The sequence below is a fragment of the Variovorax sp. KBS0712 genome (genome assembly GCF_006323185.2).
Taxonomy (GTDB): Bacteria; Pseudomonadota; Gammaproteobacteria; order Burkholderiales; family Burkholderiaceae_C; genus Variovorax; species Variovorax boronicumulans.
The window spans coordinates 218732-238362 of record NZ_VCCD02000004.1 but is presented as its reverse complement, the minus strand read 5'-3'; the positions used below and the strand labels follow the sequence as shown (position 1 = coordinate 238362).

Annotated in this window: 20 protein-coding genes and 1 tRNA gene; 12 read left to right on the top strand and 9 right to left on the bottom strand. The window is 68.7% G+C overall.

Annotated features, from left to right (window positions below; all coding sequences use genetic code 11):
* The first annotated feature begins 80 nt into the window (after window positions 1-80).
* Both FFI97_RS29335 and FFI97_RS29330 read left to right on the top strand, forming a co-directional pair.
* Window positions 81-983 (top strand): LysR substrate-binding domain-containing protein, encoded by a 903-nt coding sequence (locus FFI97_RS29335; RefSeq protein ID WP_139703495.1) that lies wholly within the window; start codon window positions 81-83, stop codon window positions 981-983.
* Window positions 984-1046: 63 nt separating this feature from the next.
* A complete protein-coding gene (locus FFI97_RS29330) occupies window positions 1047-1541 on the top strand; it encodes a helix-turn-helix domain-containing protein (protein WP_139703494.1) in 495 nt (164 codons plus the stop codon).
* A gap of 98 nt (window positions 1542-1639) precedes the next feature.
* Here the strand turns inward: FFI97_RS29330 and FFI97_RS29325 are convergent, their stop codons facing one another.
* Window positions 1640-2149: a GFA family protein gene (locus tag FFI97_RS29325; protein WP_139703492.1), complete on the bottom strand. Its 510-nt coding sequence runs from the start codon at window positions 2147-2149 to the stop codon at window positions 1640-1642.
* 120 nt (window positions 2150-2269) lie between these two features.
* Here FFI97_RS29325 and FFI97_RS29320 point away from each other — a divergent pair, with 120 nt between their 5' ends.
* Window positions 2270-2983 (top strand): 2OG-Fe(II) oxygenase, encoded by a 714-nt coding sequence (locus FFI97_RS29320; RefSeq protein ID WP_139703489.1) that lies wholly within the window; start codon window positions 2270-2272, stop codon window positions 2981-2983.
* Window positions 2984-3210: 227 nt separating this feature from the next.
* Window positions 3211-5175 (top strand): adenylate/guanylate cyclase domain-containing protein, encoded by a 1965-nt coding sequence (locus tag FFI97_RS34370; protein WP_139703488.1) that lies wholly within the window; start codon window positions 3211-3213, stop codon window positions 5173-5175.
* Window positions 5176-5219: 44 nt separating this feature from the next.
* On the opposite strand, the gene FFI97_RS29310 is transcribed toward FFI97_RS34370, so the two are convergent.
* Both FFI97_RS29310 and FFI97_RS29305 read right to left on the bottom strand, forming a co-directional pair.
* Entirely contained in the window at window positions 5220-5663 is a 444-nt protein-coding gene (locus FFI97_RS29310; protein ID WP_095747385.1) for a YbaY family lipoprotein, read from the bottom strand.
* Window positions 5664-5694: 31 nt separating this feature from the next.
* Window positions 5695-7689, bottom strand: coding sequence for an acetoacetate--CoA ligase (locus tag FFI97_RS29305; protein ID WP_139703486.1), 1995 nt, complete (start codon window positions 7687-7689; stop codon window positions 5695-5697).
* A gap of 100 nt (window positions 7690-7789) precedes the next feature.
* On the opposite strand from FFI97_RS29305, the gene FFI97_RS29300 reads away from it, so the two are divergent.
* The 7 genes from FFI97_RS29300 to fahA are packed head-to-tail and all read left to right on the top strand — an operon-like array spanning window position 7790 to window position 14018.
* The gene (locus tag FFI97_RS29300; RefSeq protein WP_139703484.1) at window positions 7790-8560 is read left to right on the top strand and encodes a TetR/AcrR family transcriptional regulator; all 771 of its coding nucleotides are present in this window, start codon (window positions 7790-7792) and stop codon (window positions 8558-8560) included.
* On the top strand, window positions 8557-9504 hold the full coding sequence (locus FFI97_RS29295) for an ABC transporter substrate-binding protein (protein ID WP_139703483.1): 948 nt from the start codon (window positions 8557-8559) through the stop codon (window positions 9502-9504). Before FFI97_RS29300 ends, FFI97_RS29295 begins: the two co-directional genes overlap by 4 nt.
* A complete protein-coding gene (locus tag FFI97_RS29290; RefSeq protein ID WP_139703481.1) occupies window positions 9501-10286 on the top strand; it encodes an ABC transporter ATP-binding protein in 786 nt (261 codons plus the stop codon). The genes FFI97_RS29295 and FFI97_RS29290 overlap by 4 nt, the downstream gene beginning before the upstream one ends.
* A complete protein-coding gene (locus tag FFI97_RS29285) occupies window positions 10279-11049 on the top strand; it encodes an ABC transporter permease (RefSeq protein ID WP_070061386.1) in 771 nt (256 codons plus the stop codon). Before FFI97_RS29290 ends, FFI97_RS29285 begins: the two co-directional genes overlap by 8 nt.
* Window positions 11046-11837 carry an ABC transporter permease gene (locus FFI97_RS29280; protein WP_139703479.1) on the top strand — a complete coding sequence of 264 codons (792 nt, stop codon included), beginning with the start codon at window positions 11046-11048 and terminating at the stop codon, window positions 11835-11837. The genes FFI97_RS29285 and FFI97_RS29280 overlap by 4 nt, the downstream gene beginning before the upstream one ends.
* 49 nt (window positions 11838-11886) lie before the next feature.
* Complete coding sequence (locus FFI97_RS29275) at window positions 11887-12693, top strand: cyclase family protein (protein WP_095743084.1); 807 nt, start codon at window positions 11887-11889, stop codon at window positions 12691-12693.
* A 2-nt stretch (window positions 12694-12695) separates the two neighbouring features.
* Window positions 12696-14018: a fumarylacetoacetase gene (fahA, locus tag FFI97_RS29270; RefSeq protein ID WP_139703477.1), complete on the top strand. Its 1323-nt coding sequence runs from the start codon at window positions 12696-12698 to the stop codon at window positions 14016-14018.
* 54 nt (window positions 14019-14072) lie between these two features.
* On the opposite strand, the gene FFI97_RS29265 is transcribed toward fahA, so the two are convergent.
* The 3 genes from FFI97_RS29265 to FFI97_RS29255 form a co-directional block, all read right to left on the bottom strand.
* Window positions 14073-14148, bottom strand: a tRNA-Gly gene (locus FFI97_RS29265).
* Between the two features lie 63 nt (window positions 14149-14211).
* Window positions 14212-15114: an NAD(P)/FAD-dependent oxidoreductase gene (locus tag FFI97_RS29260; RefSeq protein WP_139703475.1), complete on the bottom strand. Its 903-nt coding sequence runs from the start codon at window positions 15112-15114 to the stop codon at window positions 14212-14214.
* Complete coding sequence (locus FFI97_RS29255) at window positions 15104-15565, bottom strand: Rrf2 family transcriptional regulator (protein WP_139703472.1); 462 nt, start codon at window positions 15563-15565, stop codon at window positions 15104-15106. Before FFI97_RS29255 ends, FFI97_RS29260 begins: the two co-directional genes overlap by 11 nt.
* A 250-nt stretch (window positions 15566-15815) precedes the next feature.
* On the opposite strand from FFI97_RS29255, the gene FFI97_RS29250 reads away from it, so the two are divergent.
* Complete coding sequence (locus FFI97_RS29250; protein ID WP_062470328.1) at window positions 15816-16292, top strand: hypothetical protein; 477 nt, start codon at window positions 15816-15818, stop codon at window positions 16290-16292.
* Window positions 16293-16394: 102 nt separating this feature from the next.
* Here FFI97_RS29250 and FFI97_RS29245 read toward each other — a convergent pair whose 3' ends face one another.
* From FFI97_RS29245 to boxB, 3 genes are read right to left on the bottom strand one after another with little or no spacing between them, the layout of a single operon-like run.
* Complete coding sequence (locus FFI97_RS29245) at window positions 16395-16841, bottom strand: MaoC family dehydratase (RefSeq protein ID WP_062470325.1); 447 nt, start codon at window positions 16839-16841, stop codon at window positions 16395-16397.
* Between the two features lie 10 nt (window positions 16842-16851).
* Window positions 16852-18132 (bottom strand): benzoyl-CoA 2,3-epoxidase subunit BoxA, encoded by a 1281-nt coding sequence (gene boxA / locus FFI97_RS29240; protein WP_062470507.1) that lies wholly within the window; start codon window positions 18130-18132, stop codon window positions 16852-16854.
* Between the two features lie 50 nt (window positions 18133-18182).
* Window positions 18183-19610 (bottom strand): benzoyl-CoA 2,3-epoxidase subunit BoxB, encoded by a 1428-nt coding sequence (gene boxB, locus FFI97_RS29235; protein ID WP_139703470.1) that lies wholly within the window; start codon window positions 19608-19610, stop codon window positions 18183-18185.
* Between the last annotated feature and the right edge of the window lie 21 nt (window positions 19611-19631).

Genomic DNA, 19631 nt, shown 5'->3' with positions numbered 1-19631 from the left:
CGTCTGACGCACATCTTGAGAGATACATCCTGTTGATTTACTGGTGAAACCAGGACGCCAGTCATACACTCACAGCATACATGCGCCGCAAGATCCCCCCCCTGCAGACCCTCGTGTGCTTCGACGCCGCCGCGCGCCACGAGAGCTACACCCGCGCCGCGCAGGAACTGGCGCTCACGCAGAGCGCGGTGTCGCGTCAGGTCGGCGCGCTCGAGGCCTTCCTGGGCGTGGCGCTGTTTCGCCGCACGCGGCACGGCGTGGCGCTCACGGCCAGCGGCGCCGCCTACGCACGCCAGATCGCCCGCCGCCTGGAGGCCATGGAACGCGACACGCTCGACGCCATGGCGCACCAGGGCGAAGGCGGGTCGCTGTCGCTGGCCGCAGTGCCCACCTTCGCCACGCGTTGGCTGGTGCCGCGCCTGCGCGGTTTTGCGGCGCTGCAGCCCGACGTGGTGGTGCACATCGAGACGCGCACCCGCCCCTTCCTCTTTGCCGACGCGGAATTCGACGCCGCGCTGTACGCCGGCACACCCGCGCAGGTCGAGAACTGGGCCGGCGCGCGCGCGCTGCTGCTCATGCATGAAGACGTGGTGCCCGTGTGCAGCCCTTCTCTCTTGCCCGACGGCAAGGCCGTGTCGCCCGAAGCCATCGCGCAGATGCCGCTGCTGCAGCAGAGCACCCGCCCCGACGGCTGGCGCCAGTGGTTCGACGCGCAGCAAGTCGACGCGCCCACCGCCCGCGGCGGCCCGCGCTACGAGCTGTTCTCGATCCTCGCCGCCGCCGCCTCGCACGGCCTGGGCGTGGCGCTGATGCCGACCATGCTGGTGGCCGACGAACTGGCGCGCGGCGAGCTGGTGGTGGCCTGCCCGCGGGCGCTGTCGGCGGAGCGCAGCTATTACCTGGTGACGCCGGAGCGGGCGGACCAGCGGCCGTTGCTGAAGTTGTTCAGTGATTGGCTGTTGGGGCAGGCACGCGAAGGTTGAAGCAGCCAAAAATGCATCTCGTACTAGACATTTCATTGGTTTTGACTAATATGAGATACACATATGCCATCCACCGCCCCGCCGACCTTAGACAAAGCCAACCGACGCCTTGAAGCGTTCGGTCGGCATATCCATGTCCGTCGGAAGTCGCTCAAGATCAGCGCCACCACGGCCGCCGAGGCGGCGGGCATGTCGCGCATGACGCTGCATCGCATCGAACGCGGCGAGCCCTCCGTCACGATGGGGGCCTACATGAACGCCCTGGCGGCATTGGGTCTGGATGTCGAAGTGACGGCACCGGTCGCAGGCACCGCCAAAGAGATGGCGACGCCGGCGCCTTCGCGCACGCCGACGCAGACCGTCCGGGTGGGCGACTTCGCGCAGTTGCGCCGCCTCGCCTGGCAATTGCCCGCGGACGCGGAACTCACCCCCGAAGAGGCCTGGGGCACTTACGAGCGCAACTGGCGCCACGCCGATCCGTCCGCGCTCGAGGACAACGAACGCCAGCTGCTGGCCGAGTTGGCCCGCCTGCTGGGCCGGAAACCGCTCGATGTTTGAGCGTGCGCACCATCGCCAGGTCGCCGACATGCTCGCGGCGCTAGACGCGGCCGGCAACCCCGGCTCCTGAGCCGAGACGGGAATCGAGGCAGGTCCGCTCAGGCCTTCGCAGCCGGCCGTGCGCCCTCTTGCGCGTACGCCTGAATCATCGCTGGGAAGGCGTCCATCGCGGGCAAGGTGCCGAAGCTGTGCTTCGCGGGCGTCGTGGCCCACGGCAGCTTCTCGTCGGTCCAAGTCTCCGCAAAGGGCACGACCCATTCGTGCCGGTCGAGCATGGTGGCGCGCAGGTTGACGAAATAGTCCATGCCCTCGGTGCGCGTGAACATCCAGCTCTTGCAATGCGGGCAGAAGAAGTGGTGCGACTCCTCGCCGTGCAGCCCGCCGATGACGGGCTCGCCCGACACCACTTCGAAGCCCGGCGCGGGGATCGCCAATGACAGCGAGAACGCACTGGCGCTCATGCGCTGGCAGCCGGTGCAGTGGCAAGCCATGGCCAGCAGCGGCGGTGCGGTGATGCGCAAGCGCACCTGGCCGCAGCGGCAGCCGCCGGTCCAGGGGAGTTGCCAGTCGCTGGCGGTGTCTTGGGGGGTGTGGTTCTGAGTGCTCATTGAATGTGAATGCTTTCAGGCTGGGTCTCCGGGATGATCGCTCAAGCCGGGCCCTGCCCCACCGAAACCCGCGTCCGAAAACGGCGAGCCCCCATCCCGCCGCCGCGCGACACTGCCCGCATGAGTTCTTCCGTCGCCGCCCGCATCCACGCCCTCGACTGGCCCCGCATCGATGCCGACCTCGCCGCGCGCGGCTGTGCCGTCACCGGAGCGTTGTTCACGCCCGCGGAATGCGCCGCGCTCACGGCCATGTACGACGAAGGCGTGCGCTTTCGCAGCCGCGTGGTCATGCAGCGCCACGGCTTCGGCCAGGGCGAGTACCAGTACTTCGCGAACCCGCTGCCTTCCAAACTCGTGGCGTTTCGCAGCGCGCTGTACGAACGCCTCGCGCCGCTGGCCAATGCCTGGGCCGCGGCCATGGGCCAGCCGGCCAACTACCCGCCGGACCACGCGGCCTACCTCGCGCGCTGCCATGCAGCGGGCCAGCTGCGCCCCACTCCGCTGCTGCTGCGCTACGGCGAGGGCGACTACAACTGCCTGCACCAGGACCTGTACGGCGACCTGCAATTTCCGCTGCAGCTCACGGTGCTGTTGAGCCGGCCCGGCGAAGACTTCACGGGCGGCGAGTTCGTGCTGACCGAGCAGCGCCCGCGCATGCAGTCGCGCGCCGAGGTGGTGTCGCTCGCGCAGGGCGAGGCCGTGGTCTTCGCGGTGAACCAGCGGCCCGTGGCGGGCACGCGCGGCAACTACCGCGTGACGATGCGCCACGGCGTGAGCCGCGTGCGCAGCGGACAGCGCCACACGCTGGGCCTGATCTTTCACGACGCGCGCTGAATAGAACGAACGTCCGTTCGCAATCAAGCCCTCGGGCGCAGCAACATCGCACCAAGCGTGCAAAGTTGCACACATGTATCAAATACAGGCGAAAATCCCGCGCGCATCCGGGGGGATTGCCAGGATGGCCGGCGCACACGATCGGCCCCGCAACACCCTCCGGACGCCGGACCACGACCTCGTGAGGAGGAGCCGGGGTCCGTTCCGAGTTGTCGTCAGGGAGCTGTATGTACAAGGAATCGTCCGGGCCTCCGGATGCGGCGGGTCGCCCGTCTTTCGCGCACGTCACCACGCCGGTGCCACCATCCCCGTCCCCTTCCACCGCCGAGAGTCCGCCGCCCCGACGCCCGCGTCGCTTCCGGGTCGATGTCGGCTCCATCGTCAGTGCCGTGGCGCTCGCGCAGTCGCTGCTGCTGGTCACGCTGGGCTACTGGGGCTCGCAGCGACTGGTGACGACGATCGGCACCTCGGCGCACAAGTCGAACCACGACCGCACCGAAGACAAGGTGCTGGCCTTCCTGGCCAAGGCCGAGTCGGCCGTCGGCGCGATCGGCAGCTCGCCCAGCCTCACGCCCGCGGGTGAGAACGTGGACCGCACGGCCGAGCTCCTGTGGACGCTGCTGCAGCAATCACCCGAACTCGACAGCGTCTACGTGGCGAACGTCGAGGGCAAGATGCTGATGGCGCTGCGCTACCCGGTGCCGGCGATCCGGCACATCGCGCGCGGCGACGGCTTCACCACCGAGACCTGGCAGTACAAGCTGCCGCTGGGTTCCGAGGCCGATGTGCAGCAGCGCTTTGCCACGCAGCGCGTGGAGGCCTACCGCAGCAACTACAACCCGACGCAACGCAGCTGGTTCATGCAGGCGCGCAAGACACAAGGGCCGGTGTGGACCAGCCCCTACGTGTTCGCCGCCGCGCAGGAACTGGGCGTGACCTACGCGCTGCCCAGCCAGCGCCGCCAGGCCGAAGGCAGCCCGCAGGCGATGGTGGTGGCAGGCGACGTGTCGCTGGGCCGGCTGTCGGAGTTCGTGCGCCTGTTCAGCCGCAACGGCAATGGCAACAGCGCGCTGCTCAGTGCCGACCACAAGGTGCTCGCGCGCAGCGACATGCCGGGCGTGCTGCACACGCTGGAAGCACCCACGGGTGCACTCGGCGCACTGAACGCGCAGATGGTGGCCGACGGCATCGCCGGCAGCGGCAGCGACAAGGCCTTCGCCTTCAGCCACGAAGGGCGGCGCTACCTGGTGCAGGCCTCGCGCATTCCCGCCACCGGCTGGCAGCTGGTCAGCTGGGTGCCCGAAGACGTGCTGCTGGGTGGCCTGCGCCGCGCGGTGGCGTGGTCGCTGCTGCTGGCGCTGGTGTTCCTGGGGCTGGCGCTGTACATGTCGCTGAAGCTGTCGAAGCTGGTGACGGCGCCGGTCGAGAACCTCTCGCGCATCGCGCACCGCATCGGCCGCCTCGAGCTCGACGACCTGCCGCGCGAGCCCAGCCGCGTGCTCGAAATCCAGCACCTGGACCAGGCGCTCGACGATTCGGCGCGCAGCCTCAAGGCCTTCAGCAAGTTCGTGCCGGTGGACGTGATCAACCAGCTGGTGGCGCAGGGCCACGCGCTCGCGCCCAACGGCTCGCCGCGCCAGGTGACGGTGATGTTCACCGACGTGGAGGGCTTCACGTCGATCTCCGAATCGATCGCGGCCGACGTGCTGGTGCGCCAGCTGACCGACTACTTCAACCTCGCGGCCGCGGTGTTCGCACGCCACGGCGGCGTGATCGACAAGTTCATCGGCGACGGCATCATGGTGCTGTGGGGCGCGCCGGCCGACCTGGAAGACGCGGAGTACAAGGCCTGCCGCGCCGCGCTCGAACTGCACGCCGAGATGCACCAGCTCAACCGGCAGTGGGCCGAACAGGGCCTGCCCGAGTTCCGCACGCACATCGGCATTCACACGGGCGTGGTGGTGGCGGGGGTGCTGGGCTCGAACGACCGGCTGTCGTACACGGCGTTCGGCGACGTGGTGAACGTGGCCAGTCGCATCGAAGGCGCGAACCGCCAGCTGGGCACGCGCATGCTGATCTCGGAAGTCACCTTCGCGGCGCTGAACGGCCGGTTGGCCACGCGGCGCATCGAAGAGCTGGTGGAACTGCGCGGCCGGCAGACGCGCATGGTGCTGCACGAATTGCTGACCTGATCTGAACTGACCCACGCGAACGTCGTGTCGCGCGGGGTGGTCGATTAGCGCGAGGGACGCGGCGGCGGCGGTGGCGTGGCCACGCGCACCAACATCAGGTTGGCGCTGGTGCCGTTGCCCTGCGTGAGCACCGAATACTGCGTGTCGTTGATGAACAGCAGCTGCTCGCCGCGCGTGATGCGTGCCGCCACGGCGTAGCGCATGCGCGGGTCGATGCGCGCGGCATCGACGCTGAGCTCGAAGGCGAAGGGCGGCTGCTTGCCGTTGGCGGGAATGCGCTGCTCGGCGAGCACGACCGAGGGCGCGTCCATGCGCGACACGTCGAGCAGTTGCACGCGCACTTCGGCTGCGGGATCGAGCGCGATGCGCTCGCGGTAGGCCACGGTGCCCGTCACGCGCAGCGGTGCGGCGGCGGGTTGGGCCGGCGTGCCCGGCGAGCCGCCCGCGCAAGCGCTCAGGACGGAGGCGCCGGCAACGGCGGAGAGCATGAGGAGGCTGGTGCGTCTTTTCATCGCCCCATTATGCGGAGGCCCGCTGCGCGGCGAAAGCCACATACCAATCCAGGCTGCCGGGGTTTGCCATCGCCTCGCGGTTCACGACCTTCTCGATGGGCTGGCCCAGCAGCAACTTCTTGATCGGCAGCTCCTGCTTCTTGCCAGACAGCGTGCGCGGAATCTCGGCCACCTGGAAGATGTCGTTGGGCACGAAGCGCGGCGACAGCGAGGTCTTGATGGCATTGTTGATGCGCGTGCGCATGGCCTCGTCGAGCGCCACGCCGGGGCGCAGCACCACGAACAGCGGCATGTAGCTGTCGCGGCCCAGGTATTCGAGATCGACCACCATCGAGTCGAGCACCTCGGGCAGGCCTTCGACCGCGCTGTAGATCTCGCTGGTGCCCATGCGCAGGCCCTGGCGATTGATGGTGGCGTCGCTGCGGCCGTAGATGATGCAGCCGCCGTCGCTGCCGACCTTGATCCAGTCGCCGTGGCGCCACACGCCGGGGTAGGTGTCGAAGTAGCTCGACACGTAGCGCGCGTTGCCTTCGTCGCCCCAGAAGTACAGCGGCATCGACGGAATGGGCTGCGTGCACACCAGCTCGCCGACCTCGCCGATGACCGGCTGGCCCTGCTCGTTCCAGGCCTCGACCGCGTGGCCGAGTTCGCGGCACTGCATCTGGCCCGGCACTTCGGGCAGCTCGCGGTTGCCGCCGACGAAGGCGCCGCAGAAGTCGGTGCCGCCGGAAATGTTGCACCACCACACCCCCTTCGAGCCCGCGTCGAGGATCTGCTGCGAGCCCCAGCGCTGCACCTCGTCGGGCAGCGGCGAGCCGGTGCTGCCGAGCGCGCGCACGCGCGACAGGTCGCCGCAGTCTTTCGCGACGAGCCCCGCCTTCATGCAGTTGGTGAAGTAGGCCGCGCCCGCGCCGAAGAAGGTGACACGGTGCTTCGCAACGAAGCGCCACAGCACGCCCCAGTCGGGTTTCTCCTTGCTGCCCGCCGGGTTGCCGTCGTAGATGCAGATGGTGGCGCCGAAGGCCAGGCCCGAGAGCTGCGAGTTCCACATCACCCAGCCCGTGGAGCTGTACCAGTGGTAGCGCTCGCCGAAGTTGTTGGCGCCGTAGCTCGCGCCCACGTCGTTGTGCAGGCCGCAGGCGTGCATGGTCAGCAGGATGCCGCCCTGCCCGTGCACGATGGGCTTGGGCAGGCCGGTGGTGCCGCTCGAATAGACGATCCAGATCGGGTGGTCGAAGGGCAGCCACTCGGGCTCGAAGGCTGCGACTACGGCGTCGTCGCGCGCGATGGCCTGCTGCCATTCGCCGTCGTGCGCCACCGCGTTCGCAGCAAAAGGCGACTGCACGAGCAGCAGCTTCTGCACGCTCGGCAGCTGGCCGCGCAGCTCCTGCAGCACGGTGCTGCGATCGAGCGGCTTGCCGCCGTAGTGCACGCCGTCGACCGCGATGAGCAGCGTGGGTTCGATCTGGCGGAAGCGGTCGGCCACGGCGGCCGTGCCCATGTCGGGCGCGCACACGCTCCACACCGCGCCGATGCTGGAGCACGCGAGAAACGCCACCATGGTCTCGGGCACGTTCGGCATGTAGGCGGCCACGCGGTCGCCGCGGCGCACGCCGAGCGACTTCAGCGTGAGCGCCACCGAGGCCACCTGCCGGCGCAGCTCGGGCCACGACAGCTCGCGCACCTCGCCGCGTTCGTTGTCGCTCACGATGGCGGGCAGGCCGGCCGCATGGGCCGCGTCGGCGTGGCGCAGCACCTCGCGCGTGTAGTTGACCTGCGCACCGGGAAACCAGCGCGCGCCGGGCATGCGGCGTTCGGCGAGCACCGCGGTGTGCGGCGTGGGCGAGTGCAGGCCGGCGTAGTCCCAGATGCTCTGCCAGAAGGCATCGAGGTCGGTGACGGACCAGCGCCACAGCGCGTCGTAGCTGTCGAAGGCCAGGCCGCGCGTGTCGCGCAGCCAGTTCTGATAGAGGCGGATCTGGGGGATGTTGGGAGCGGGCATGCCACGAGCGTAGCGCCGCGAACGGCCGTGCTCAATGAGGGTTGACCTCAGGGTTTATACGTGTGTTCAACATTTTTGTACAGCCGTTCAATACGCCCCCATGAACGCTCGCACACCGCCGGCCCGAAAACGCAGCGCCTCGGCTGCATCACGCGCCCCGACCGTCGCGCCCGAGCCCGCCCGGCCCGACCGCCGCCAGGCCATCCTGCTGGCGGCCGAGAAGCTCTTCGCGCAGCACGGCTACCACGCCGTGACGATCCGCCAGATCGCCGAAGAAGCCGGCGTGCCGCTCGCGCTGGTGGGCTACTACTTCGGCCCGAAGCATGAGCTGTTCCACGCGATCTTCGAGCACTGGAGCCACACCATCGACGAGCGGCTGGCGCGCCTGGCGGCCGTGACCATCGACCCCGACGACGCGCGCACGCTGCCGCGCATCATCGAAGCCTTCACCGCGCCCGTGCTGGCGCTGCGCGCGAGCACCGAGGGCGAGTACTACGCGCTGCTGGTGGCGCGCGAGCTGTACCACGCCACCGAGGAAGCCGACCGCGTGCTGCGCGGCTACTTCGATCCGCTGGCCGAGGCCTACATCGACGCACTGCACGTGGCGCTGCCGCACGCCACGCGCAGCCAGGTCGCATGGGGCTACCAGTTCGCGCTGGGCGCGCTGCTGCACCACCTGACCGACAGCCGCATCGAACGGCTCTCGCGCGGCGAGAACACGCGCGCCGACCCGGCCGTGGCGCCGATGCTCGTGAACTTCATCGCCGGCGGCCTGCGCGCCGCGCTGCCGAAACCGAAAGCGGCCGCCAAGACCGCCGCCGCCAAGCCCTCACGCACGAAAAAGACCATCCCCAGGAGACCCCAGCCATGATGAAAAGACGCACCCTGCTGTCGGCGCTCGCGGCCGCATCGGCCACCGCCTCGTTGCCTTCGCGCGCCCAGCAGGCCCACCCGAAGATCGTGTTCGGCTACACGGCGGTGACCGACTTCGCCTCGGTCTTCGTGGCGGCCGAAGAGGGCTACTTCAAGAAGCGCAGCCTCGACGTGGAGCTGAAGTTCATTCCGCTCAACTCCACCATCCCGGCCGCACTGCAGTCCGACTCGCTGCAGATCGGCGGGCCCACGCCCTCGGTGTTCCTGCAGGCGGTGGACGGCGGACTCGACCTGGTGCTGGTGGCCGGCGGCGGCCTCACCTCGAAGACGATCACGGGCTTCGGCCTCGTGGCGCGCGCGGGCTCGGGCATCAAGAGCGCGCAGGACTGCGTGGGCAAGAAGATCGGCGTGCCGGGGCTCGGTGCCTTCCTGCACGTGACCTTCCGCGCGTGGCTGAAAGACAGCGGCGTCGACTACCGCAAGGTCAACTTCATCGAGGCCGCGTTCCCGCAGCATGCCGACCTGCTGCGCGGCGGCTCGGTCGATGCGGTGGTGTCGGCCGACCCGTTCATGAGCCGCATCACCGAGAGCGGCGCGGGCTACGTGGCCTCGTACTACTCGACCTTCCTGCCCGAGAACAACCAGACCATCGTGCACGCGGCCAAGCGCGAGTGGGTGGCGAAGAACCCCGCCACCGCGCGCGCCTTCCGCGAGGCGCTGGTCGAGGCCGGCGCCTTCATCCAGCAGCCGAAGAACGACGCCAAGGTGCGCACGGCCATCGGCAAGTACATCAAGCTGCCGCCCGAGGTGCTGGCCAAGGTGCAGGTCTCGCCGCCCGGCCCCGTGGTCACCGACAAGCAACTGGGCTACTGGACCGGGCTCATGAAGGAGCAGGACATGCTCAAGACGAACATCGACGTTGCGAAGCTGATCGCCAAGTGAGCGCGGCCGCCGATTCCTTTTTGCGCTTCGACGGCGTCACCATCCGCCTCGGCGGGCGCGAGATCCTGTCGCCCACCTCGTTCGACGTGGCGCGCGGCGAGTTCGTGTGCATCGTCGGCCCGAGCGGCTGCGGCAAGACCACGCTGCTGCGCGCGGCCAGCGGCCTCGTCACCGCCAGTGCCGGCGAGGTGCGGCGCAAGGGCGTGCCGATGACGGCGCCCTCGCGCGAAGTGGCCTTCGTGTTCCAGGACTACGGCCGCGCGCTGCTGCCGTGGCGCACGGTGGAAGGCAACGTGAGCCTGGCGCTCGAAGCGGCCGGCGTGCCGGCGGCCGAGCGCGCGCCGCGCATCGCCGACGTGCTCGGCAAGGTCGGGCTCGCCAAGCATGCGCACAAGTTTCCGGTGCAGCTGTCGGGCGGCATGCAGCAGCGCGCGCAGATTGCGCGCTGCCTCGCGCAGAAGCCCGAGCTGATGATGATGGACGAGCCCTTCGGCGCGCTGGACGCGCTCACGCGCCAGAGCCTGCAGGACGAGCTCGCGCGGCTGGTGCGCGACGACGGGCTCACGGTGCTGTTCGTCACGCACGACCTGGAAGAAGCCATCTACCTCGGCGACCGCGTGATCGCGCTGCAGGCCAATCCCGGGCCGGGACGGCCGAGCCTGGCGCGGATGATCGACGTGAAGATCCCGCGTCCGCGCGACCAGCTCACGACGAAGGAGCATCCGGAATACCTGCAGTTGCGGCGTGAGCTGTTCGCCTTCATCGAGCAGGGTCATGACTGAAGGCCGTCTCTTTCGCTGGCTGCGGCCGTGGGTGTTTCCCGCGCTGCTGGTCGGCGCCTTCGAGTGGTACGCGCGGCGCGCGGCGGCGTTGGGCAGCGATGCGCTTGCACCGCCCAGCGCGGCCGCCAAGGCCTTTGTCGGCGCGGCCATGGACGGCTCGCTCTGGCAGGCCACGGGCTTCACGCTGGGCACGGCGGCACTGGGCCTGCTGCTGGGTGCGGTGCTCGGCATTGCATTCGGGCTGGTGCTCGGGCTCTCGCGCCGTGCGGCGCAGCTGGGCGCCGTGTCCATCGAGGTGCTGCGCCCCGTGCCTTCCGTCGCGCTGATCCCGCTCGCGATGCTGGGCTTCGGTTTCGGCGTGCGCATGGAAGTGGCGATCGTCGCCTTCGCCACCTTCTGGCCGCTGCTGGTGCTGGTGCAGTCGGCGGTGCAGCAGATCGAGCCCCGGCTGCTCGAGGTGAGCCGCGTGCTCGGGCTGTCGGCGCGCGAGCGTGCCTTCAAGATCGTGCTGCCGGCCATCGTGCCTCGCCTGTTCGTCGCGCTGCGCCTCGGTGTGGCGGTGGCGCTGGTGGTGGCGGTGACGGTCGAGATCGCCGCCAATCCGCACGGCATGGGCTACGCGATGATGATCGCGCAGCAGAGCTTCGACCCCGCGCTGATGCTCGCGTGGCTGGGCTGGATCGGCGTGGTGGGCTTCGCGGTCAACGCGGGCATGGTGCGCCTGCAGGCCTGGGTCGCACGCCGCATGGGGGTGCAGCCATGAACAACCGCAACGGCCGACTGGGCCTGGGGTGGCTGGGCTCGGTGAGCGTGCTGCTCGCGCTGGTCGCGCTGTGGTGGGTGGCGAGCAACGCGGGCTGGGTCAGCCGCGTGTTCCTGCCAACGCCGCAGGCCACCTTCGCGAGCCTGCTCGAAGGACTCAATCTCTCTTCGGGCAATTCAGGCAACGGCGAGCTGCTCGCCTTCACGCAGGCCACGGTCGGCCGCATGGTCGAAGGCTGGCTGCTGGCGTCGCTCTTCGGCGTGCTGCTGGGCGCGGCCATCGGCGTGTCGCCCGCCGTGCGCGCGTGGGTGCAGCCGACGCTGGAGTTCATCCGTCCGCTGCCCGCCTCGGCGCTGCTGCCGCTGGCCATTTCGATCTTCGGACTGAACCCCGGCATGGTGCTGTTCGTGGTCGCCTTCGGCGCGATGTGGCCGGTGCTGCTGGCCACGGTGCACGGCTTCGCGGCGGTGGAGCCGCGCCTGTCGGAGGTGGCGCGCTGCCTGCAGATGTCGCGCACCGCGTACATCTGGAAGATGGGCCTGCCCAACGCCATGCCCGACATCCTGGCCGGCATGCGGCTGGCACTGACCATTGCGCTGATCGTCGCGGTGGTGGGCGAAATGATCGCCTCGCAAAGCGGCCTGGGCCAGGCCATCCTGCTGGCGGCGCGCGCCTTCCGCGCCAGCGATCTGTTCGCCGGCATCGTGCTGCTCGGGCTCATCGGCTTCGTGAGCAACGCGCTGCTGGCCTTGGCCGAAAAGCGCCTGCTGCGCTGGCAGCAGCCCTGACCGATTCGATCGATTCCTTCAAAACCTACACCCCACAAGGAGCCTCGCCATGCCACGCAAGTTCGTCGACCTGTCGATCTTTCTCGAAAACGACGTGCTGTCCGATCCGCCGGCCTTCGCGCCGAAGATCCAGTACTTCACGCACGAGCACACCTTCGAGCAGATCGAGCCCTTCTTTCCCGGCCTGAAGAAAGAAGACCTACCCGACGGCGAAGGCTGGGCCGTGGAACTGGTGCAGCTCTCCACGCACAACGGCACGCACCTCGACGCGCCCTATCACTTCCACTCGACCATGGACAAGGCGCTGGGCGAGAAAAAGCCCGCCATCGCCATCCACGACGTGCCGCTCGAATGGTGCTTCCAGCCCGGCGTGAAGCTCGACTTTCGCCACTTCGCCGACGGCTACGTGGTCACGGCCGCCGATGTCGAGGCCGAGCTCAAGCGCATCAACCACACGCTGAGCCCGCTGGAGATCGTGGTGGTCAACACGCGCGCCGGCTCGCGCTACGGCAACCCCGACTACGTGTCGGCCGGCGCGGGCATGGGCTACGAAGCGACGATGTACCTGCTGGAGCGCGGCGTGCGCCTCACGGGCACCGACGCCTGGAGTTGGGACGCGCCCTTCGTGCACACCGCCAAGAAGTACGGCGAGACGCACGACGCCTCGCTGATCTGGGAAGGCCACAAGGCCGGTCGCGACATCGGCTACTGCCACATCGAGAAGCTGCACAACCTCGAGGTGCTGCCGCCCACGGGCTTTTTCATCAGCTGCTTCCCGCACAAGATCCGCGGCGCCTCGGCGGGCTGGACGCGCGCGGTGGCGATCTTCGACGACGCGTTGATGGCGTCGGTGTGAACATGATCGAACTCAACCACACGCACGACGTTGGCGCCCGCAGTTGGGTCGCATCCGCCAACGTCGCGGGCAGCGACTTTCCGATCCAGAACCTGCCCTATGCGATGTTCCGCCGCACCGGCCGCCCCGAGCCGTTTCGCGGCGGCGTGGCCATCGGCGACCAGGTGCTCGACCTCGCGGCGCTGGCCGCGGGCTCGCACGTCGACGGCCTGGCGCTCGATGCGGCGCGCGCCGCCGCCCTGCCCGCGCTGAACGATTTCTTCGCGCTCGGCCCGCCCGCCTGGCAGGCGCTGCGCCATGCGGTCTTCGCGCTGCTGCACAGCGACGCGCCGGCCGCGACCGCGGACGACCTGCGCGGCTGCCTCGTGCCGCAGGCCGAGGTCGAATACACCGTGCCCGCGCGCATCGGCGACTACACCGACTTCTACACCTCGATCGACCACGCGCTGAACATCAGCCGCCTGATGAACCCCGACGGCGACGTCACGCCCAACTTCCGCTGGGTGCCGACGGCGTACCACGGGCGCGTGTCGACCATCGGCGTGAGCGGCCAGCGCTTTCACCGGCCGATGGGCCAGGCCATGGCACCCGGTGCGAAGGCGCCGACCTACCAGGCCTGCGCGCGGCTCGACTACGAGCTGGAGCTGGGCGTGTGGATCGGCCAGGGCAATGCGCAGGGCGAGGCGATTCCGCTCGCGCGCGCGGAAGACCACATCTTCGGTCTCTGCCTGCTCAACGACTGGTCGGCGCGCGACATCCAGTTCTGGGAGATGGCGCCGCTCGGGCCCTTCCTTGCGAAGAACTTCGCCACCACGATCTCGCCATGGATCGTGACGATGGAAGCGCTGGCGCCCTACCGTCAGGCGTGGACGCGGCCCGCGAACGAGCCGCAACCGCTGGCCTACCTGGAAGGCAGCGCGAACCGCGACGGCGGCGCACTCGACATCCGGCTCGAGGTGTGGCTCGAAAGCGAAAAGGCGCGCGAGCAGAAGACCGGGCCGTCGCGCCTGTCGGGCACGAGCTTCCGGCATCAGTACTGGAGCATTGCGCAGATGGTGGCGCACCACACGGTGGGCGGCTGCAGTCTGAACCCGGGCGACCTGTTCGGCAGCGGCACCATCTCGGGCCCTGGCGAGGGCGAGGCCGGCGCGATCATCGAGCTGACCCGCGCGGCGCAAACGCCGGTGACGCTCGCCAACGGCGAAACGCGCGGTTTCCTGGAAGACGGGGATGCGGTGCTGCTGCGCGGCTGGTGCGAGAAGCCCGGCCATGCGCGCATCGGTTTCGGCGAGAGCCGGGGGACCGTGCTGCCGGCGCGAGGTTGAAAGCGACGCGCCAATGAAAAAGGCCACCTGGTGAGGTGGCCTTTTCATGCGATTTGGAGCGGGAAAAGAGTCTCGAACTCTCGACCTCAACCTTGGCAAGGTTGCGCTCTACCAACTGAGCTATTCCCGCGTGAGCCTCAGATTATAAGGTGGTTTGAGGCGGTTTGCCATCTTCCCCCGAAAAAATTTGAAATCAGGCGCCGAACACCAGCGCGCGGTGCATCGACACCCCGGCGAACAGCCCGTCGGCCGAGGCCAGCGTGGCGTTGGAAAAAGCCATCGCCACATCGCCCGCCGCATACACGCCGGGCACCGTGGTCGTCTTCATCGCATCGACGCGCAGCACCGGGCCCATGGGGCCGTCGTCGAACGCGCAGCCCAGCTGCGCGGCCAGCGGACTGGTCGGCCGCGTGTGCGGCGCCACGAACAGCGCCTCGATCGGCACGCGCCGGCCGTCGTCCAGGCGCACGGCCGCGAGGTCCGTCCCCTGCCCTTCGAGGCCGGCGATGCGCCCGGGCTCCACGGCCACGCCGCGTGATTGCAGCCGGACGCGTGCCTCGGCATCCGGCCCTGCGTCGCCATTCAGGAAGAGCGTGGTCGGGCCCCACTCGGCGATCAGCAGCGCGTGGTCCGGCGGGTGCGCGCTGTGAAAGAGCACGCCCAGCGGACGGTCGCCGAACTCGTAGCCGTGGCAATAAGGACAGTGCAGCACGCTCTTTCCCCAGCGCTCGCCGAGGCCCGCGATGTCCGGCAGGCCGTCCTGCACGCCGAAGGCCAGCAGCAGCTTGCGCGTCGACAACTGTTCCCCGTTGTTCAACGAAACCGTGAAGCCCTCCGCGCCATCGGCCGTTGCCGCAGTCACCGTGCCTTCGACGAAGGTGACGGACGGATAGGCGAGCAGCTTGTCGCGCGCATCGGCAATCATCTGCAGCGGCGGCATGCCGTCCTGCCCGAAGAAGCCATGCGAGGCTGCGGCGAAACGGTTGCGCGGCGCGCCCGCGTCGACCACGCAGACCTTCCTGCGTGCGCGCGCCAGTTGCATGGCGGCGGAGAGGCCGGCAAAGCTGCCGCCCACGATGAGTGCGTCAAAACGCATGTGCGATGTCCTTCGCGGTGAAGCCGCCACCCGTCATGCGGCGATGAAAGTCCCTGGAAAGATCGGCCAGCGTGATCCCGTTGAGCCGCCGCAGCAGCAGCGCCTCGGCCTCCTGGCAGGCGCCGTCGAGCGCCGCGTTCACCGCCTGCTCGACGATGCAGCCCGGGCTCTCGGTGCGGTTGCCCATGGCCAGCAGCGCAGGCGCACCGACGGCGTTGTGGATGTCGCCCAGCGTCACCGAATTCAACGAGCACGACAGCACCCACCCGCCGCCATGCCCCTTGGCCGAGCTGACGAAGCCGGCCTGCCGCAGGCCCGCCATGAGCCGGCGCACGACCACGGGGTTGGTCTGCATCGCCGCGGCGAGCGCCTCGGAGGTGATGGGGGCGTCCAGCTCGGCCATGTGCAGCAGCACGTGGAGCACACCGGAAAGCTTGCTGTCTCGTTTCATGCAACATTATGAGTTGCATGTTTTCGATGACGTGGCGCATCGCGCCAAGAAACCCCCGGATCGGGCGGGGATTTGCAAACGCCGCCCTAACGCACGAGCCCCCGATTCCGCCGACGGCCGATTCCCACAGCGTCGAGCGAACGCGCCGCACATGGCGACAACCTGCCGGCCCGTCATGGTTGCCCCCGAATCGATCGAACCCCGGTCGGTTCTGCAAACCGTGACTCAGCAACGAAAGGAACTGTCACTCATGACTACACATGCAACCAACCGCATCTTCATCGGCGCCATGCTGGCGGGCCTGCTGGCCCTCGGCGGGACGGCCCAGGCGCAAGGCGTCGGGGTCGGCGTGGGGGTCAACGCCGATGTGAAGGCCTCGGGCAGCACCGGCGCGACGCCACAAGGCGGCGCAGCAGGTGCACGCGCGCAGACCGGTGCGTCGGCCGATGCCAATGCGGACACCTCCACCTCCGGCGCGACCGGCGGCGTGGGCAATGCCGTCGGTGGCGTGCTCGGCACGGCCACGGGTGCGGTCGGCGGTGCCACCGGCGCCGTGGGCGGCGCGACGCAAGCCGTCGGCGGTGTGACCAACACCGTGGGCAGCACCGTGAACAGCGCGACCGGTGCCGCGGGCGCCGTGGGCGGCGCCGTGAAACCGGCCACGGCCGGCGCCAAGGCGAGCGGCAAGGCCCAGGGCTCGGGCGCGGTCGACCTGCACAAGAAGTAAGTCGCACGCCGCATGGTTGCAGCGGCCGGACGCGGCTGTTGCAGCGCATCGCTCCGCAAGTAATCAAGCCCGCAGCGCTAAAGCGTTGCGGGCTTGTGTCGTTCAGAGGTCGGGGGCGGGCAGCTTGAAGAGGCTGGTGACTTCGGTGTCGAGCACCACCAGCGCGCGCTGGTTGAACAGCCGCCAGCGCCAACGCAGGATACCGAGCGTGGGGCGCTTCTCGGAGCGGCGCACCTCGATCACATCGGCCACGAGCCGCAGCGCATCGCCGGGGCGCACGGGGTTCGGCCAGCGCACGTGCTCGAGCCCGGGCGACGCGAACGATTCGGAACCGGCCAGCGCCGCCTCGACCACCAGCCGCATCGCGATCGAGCAGGTGTGCCAGCCGCTCGCGATGAGCCCGCCGAAGGGGCTGCCTGCCGCCGCCTCGGCATCGGTGTGGAACCACTGCGGGTCGTAGGCCCGCGCGAACTGCACGAGTTCGGCTTCGGTGAGCACGTAAGGCCCGGCCTCGATGACCTGGCCTGCGTGGAAGTCGGCGAACTGCATCCGCCGCAGCTTAGTACGTTTCGAGGTGCAGGCGGCCTTCGCGCTTGAGTTGCGCACCGACGGTGTCCCAGTCGAGCCCCGCTTCCTTCGCCACGTCGCGCAGTGCGAGCACCACGCCCTCTTCCATGCTCTTGAGGCCGCACACATAGAAGTGGCTGGCGCCGTCCTTCAGCAGCGCGGCCAGGTCGGCGGCGCGTTCGCGCATCAGGTCCTGCACGTAGCGCTTGGGTTGGCCCGGCGTGCGCGAGAACGCGAAGTTGATGTCGATGAAGTCTTTCGGCAGCGACTGCAGCGGGCCGAAGTACGGCAGCTCCTGCTGCGTGCGCGCGCCGAAGAACAGCATGAGCTTGCCGCCTTCGAACTTGCCGCTCTTGCGCAGGCGCCGACGCCATTCGGTCATGGCGCGCATGGGGGCGCTGCCGGTGCCGGTGCAGATCATCACGATGTGCGACTTGGGGTGGTTCGGCATCAGGAACGACGCACCGAAGGGCCCCACCACCTGCACGGTGTCGCCCACCTTGAGGTCGCACACGTAGTTGGAGCACACGCCGCGCACGGGGTCGCCCTCGTGGTCCTCGGTGACGCGCTTCACGGTGAGCGAGACGTTGTTGTAGCCGGGCCGTTCGCCGTTGCGCGGGCTGGCCACCGAGTACTGGCGCGCATGGTGGCGCTTGCCGATGGCATCGACGCCCGGCGGCACGATGCCGATCGACTGGCCTTCGAGCACGGGGAACGGCACCACGCCGAAGTCGAGCACGATGTGGTGGGTCTCGCTGTCGAAGCCGGCCTCGGTGCAGTTGAAGTTGCCCACCACGGTGGCGGTGGTCGGCGTCTTCGGCGGAAAGAGGTTGGTGTAGGCGTGCGCGGCCGACCAGGGCGGCACGCTGGCGCCGTACTGCGCGGAATTGAAGGCGGGCTCGGTGCCCTGCACGGCGGCCTGGGCCTGCGTCTGGGCAGGCACTTCCGCGGCCTCGGCGGCGGCGCCGGACACGCCCGCCGCCTCGAGTTCCTCGGGCGAGAGCTCGGCGGGGAGTTCTTCCCACGTGAGCTGCTCTTCGATGGTGTACGCGCGCACCAGCGGCATGGTGCGCCAGTTGTCGATCGAGCCCGTGGGGCACGGCGAGATGCAGGCCATGCAGCCATTGCAGACGTCCGCGCGAACGACATAGTTGTTGTCGTCGTGCGTGATCGCGTTCACGGGGCAGGTCGCCTCGCAGGTGTTGCAGCGGATGCAGATCTCGGGGTCGATCAGGTGCTGCTTGATGACCCCGGCTTCAACGACCATGTCCATGTTGTTCTCCATGCCCTCGCCGTGGGGACGAGGGCTTCATATCCAGGTGCTCAGCCGAAACGCACGTATTCAAAGTCGACAGGCTGGCGGTTGATGCCCATCACCGGCGGCGAGATCCAGCCTGCGAATTTGCCCGGCTCGATCACGCGGCCCATCAACGATGCCACGAAAGCGAAGTCTTCGGAACTCGGCAGCCATTCGTCGCGCTTGGCGGCCCATTCGATGTCGTTCACCACGCGGCCCTCGGGCGATATCTTGATGCCGGCGAGTGCGCCGATCTGGCGGTTGAAGGCCTTGTGCGGCACGACCAGGCGGGTGGGAATGCCGGCCTTCTCGAGCACCTTGTTCCAGCGGCCGACGCCGGCCACCGAGTCCTTGATGAAGTCGTCGCGCAGCACTTCGTTCAGGGCGTTGAGCATCGGCACGTCCTTCTCGACGAGCTGGCCGTCCTTGACCTCGAGCACCTTGTAGGTCTGGCCCTTGAGCACGTGGTCGTCGTCGCGCTTGCCTTCTTCGTAGCGGCCCTTCAGGCCCGAGCTGTAGAAGATGGCGGCGTTGCTCGACTGGTCGGCGCCGAACAGGTCGATGGTCACCGAGTAGTGGAAGTTCAGGTAGCGCTGGATGGTGCCCAGGTCGATGCAGCCGGCGGCGCGGATCTTCTGCGCGTCGTCGGTCTTGAGCTCGTTCATCACCTGCGCGGTGCGCGCGATGACGCGCGACACGCCGCTCTCGCCCACGAACATGTGGTGCGCCTCTTCGGTCAGCATGAACTTCGTGGTGCGCGCCAGCGGGTCGAACGCGCTCTCGGCCAGCGCGGCCAGCTGGAACTTGCCGTCGCGGTCGGTGAAGTAGGTGAACATGAAGAACGCGAGCCAGTCAGGCGTCTTCTCGTTGAAGGCGCCCAGGATGCGCGGGTTGTTCGCGTCGCCCGAGGTGCGCTGCAGCAGCGCGTCGGCCTCTTCGCGGCCGTCACGGCCGAAGTGCTTCTGCAGCAGGTAGACCATGGCCCACAGGTGGCGGCCTTCTTCGACGTTGATCTGGAACAGGTTGCGCAGGTCGTACATCGACGGCGCCGTGAGGCCCAGGTGGCGCTGCTGCTCGACCGACGCGGGCTCGGTGTCGCCCTGCGTGACGATGATGCGGCGCAGGTTGGCGCGGTGTTCGCCGGGCACGTCCTGCCAGACCTTCTCGCCCTTGTGGTCGCCGAAGTGCACTTCGCGGTTGGCGTCGCCCGGGTTCAGGAAGATGCCCCAGCGGTAGTCGCGCATCTTCACGTGGCCGAACTGGGCCCAGCCTTGCGGATCGACGCTCACGGCCGTGCGCAGGTACACCTCGTGGTTGGTCGAGCCCTCGGGGCCCACGTCGTCCCACCAGTTGATGAAGTTGGGCTGCCAGCCTTCGAGCGCGCGCTGCAGCGTGCGGTCTTCGCCGAGGTTGACGTTGTTGGGGATCTTCTCGCTGTAGTTGATCGTGCTCATCGTTGTTCCTTGGGTTGTGCG

Excerpts from the sequence above, each read along its gene's own strand:
- FFI97_RS29335 (WP_139703495.1), top strand. The coding sequence starts at position 81 with ATGCGCCGCAAGATCCCCCCCCTGCAGACCCTCGTGTGCTTCGACGCC.
- FFI97_RS29330 (WP_139703494.1), top strand. The coding sequence starts at position 1,047 with ATGCCATCCACCGCCCCGCCGACCTTAGACAAAGCCAACCGACGCCTT.
- FFI97_RS29325 (WP_139703492.1), bottom strand. The coding sequence starts at position 2,149 with ATGAGCACTCAGAACCACACCCCCCAAGACACCGCCAGCGACTGGCAA.
- FFI97_RS29320 (WP_139703489.1), top strand. The coding sequence starts at position 2,270 with ATGAGTTCTTCCGTCGCCGCCCGCATCCACGCCCTCGACTGGCCCCGC.
- FFI97_RS34370 (WP_139703488.1), top strand. The coding sequence starts at position 3,211 with ATGTACAAGGAATCGTCCGGGCCTCCGGATGCGGCGGGTCGCCCGTCT.
- FFI97_RS29310 (WP_095747385.1), bottom strand. The coding sequence starts at position 5,663 with ATGCTCTCCGCCGTTGCCGGCGCCTCCGTCCTGAGCGCTTGCGCGGGC.
- FFI97_RS29305 (WP_139703486.1), bottom strand. The coding sequence starts at position 7,689 with ATGCCCGCTCCCAACATCCCCCAGATCCGCCTCTATCAGAACTGGCTG.
- FFI97_RS29300 (WP_139703484.1), top strand. The coding sequence starts at position 7,790 with ATGAACGCTCGCACACCGCCGGCCCGAAAACGCAGCGCCTCGGCTGCA.
- FFI97_RS29295 (WP_139703483.1), top strand. The coding sequence starts at position 8,557 with ATGATGAAAAGACGCACCCTGCTGTCGGCGCTCGCGGCCGCATCGGCC.
- FFI97_RS29285 (WP_070061386.1), top strand. The coding sequence starts at position 10,279 with ATGACTGAAGGCCGTCTCTTTCGCTGGCTGCGGCCGTGGGTGTTTCCC.
- FFI97_RS29280 (WP_139703479.1), top strand. The coding sequence starts at position 11,046 with ATGAACAACCGCAACGGCCGACTGGGCCTGGGGTGGCTGGGCTCGGTG.
- FFI97_RS29275 (WP_095743084.1), top strand. The coding sequence starts at position 11,887 with ATGCCACGCAAGTTCGTCGACCTGTCGATCTTTCTCGAAAACGACGTG.
- fahA (WP_139703477.1), top strand. The coding sequence starts at position 12,696 with ATGATCGAACTCAACCACACGCACGACGTTGGCGCCCGCAGTTGGGTC.
- FFI97_RS29260 (WP_139703475.1), bottom strand. The coding sequence starts at position 15,114 with ATGCGTTTTGACGCACTCATCGTGGGCGGCAGCTTTGCCGGCCTCTCC.
- FFI97_RS29255 (WP_139703472.1), bottom strand. The coding sequence starts at position 15,565 with ATGAAACGAGACAGCAAGCTTTCCGGTGTGCTCCACGTGCTGCTGCAC.
- FFI97_RS29250 (WP_062470328.1), top strand. The coding sequence starts at position 15,816 with ATGACTACACATGCAACCAACCGCATCTTCATCGGCGCCATGCTGGCG.
- FFI97_RS29245 (WP_062470325.1), bottom strand. The coding sequence starts at position 16,841 with ATGCAGTTCGCCGACTTCCACGCAGGCCAGGTCATCGAGGCCGGGCCT.
- boxA (WP_062470507.1), bottom strand. The coding sequence starts at position 18,132 with ATGGACATGGTCGTTGAAGCCGGGGTCATCAAGCAGCACCTGATCGAC.
- boxB (WP_139703470.1), bottom strand. The coding sequence starts at position 19,610 with ATGAGCACGATCAACTACAGCGAGAAGATCCCCAACAACGTCAACCTC.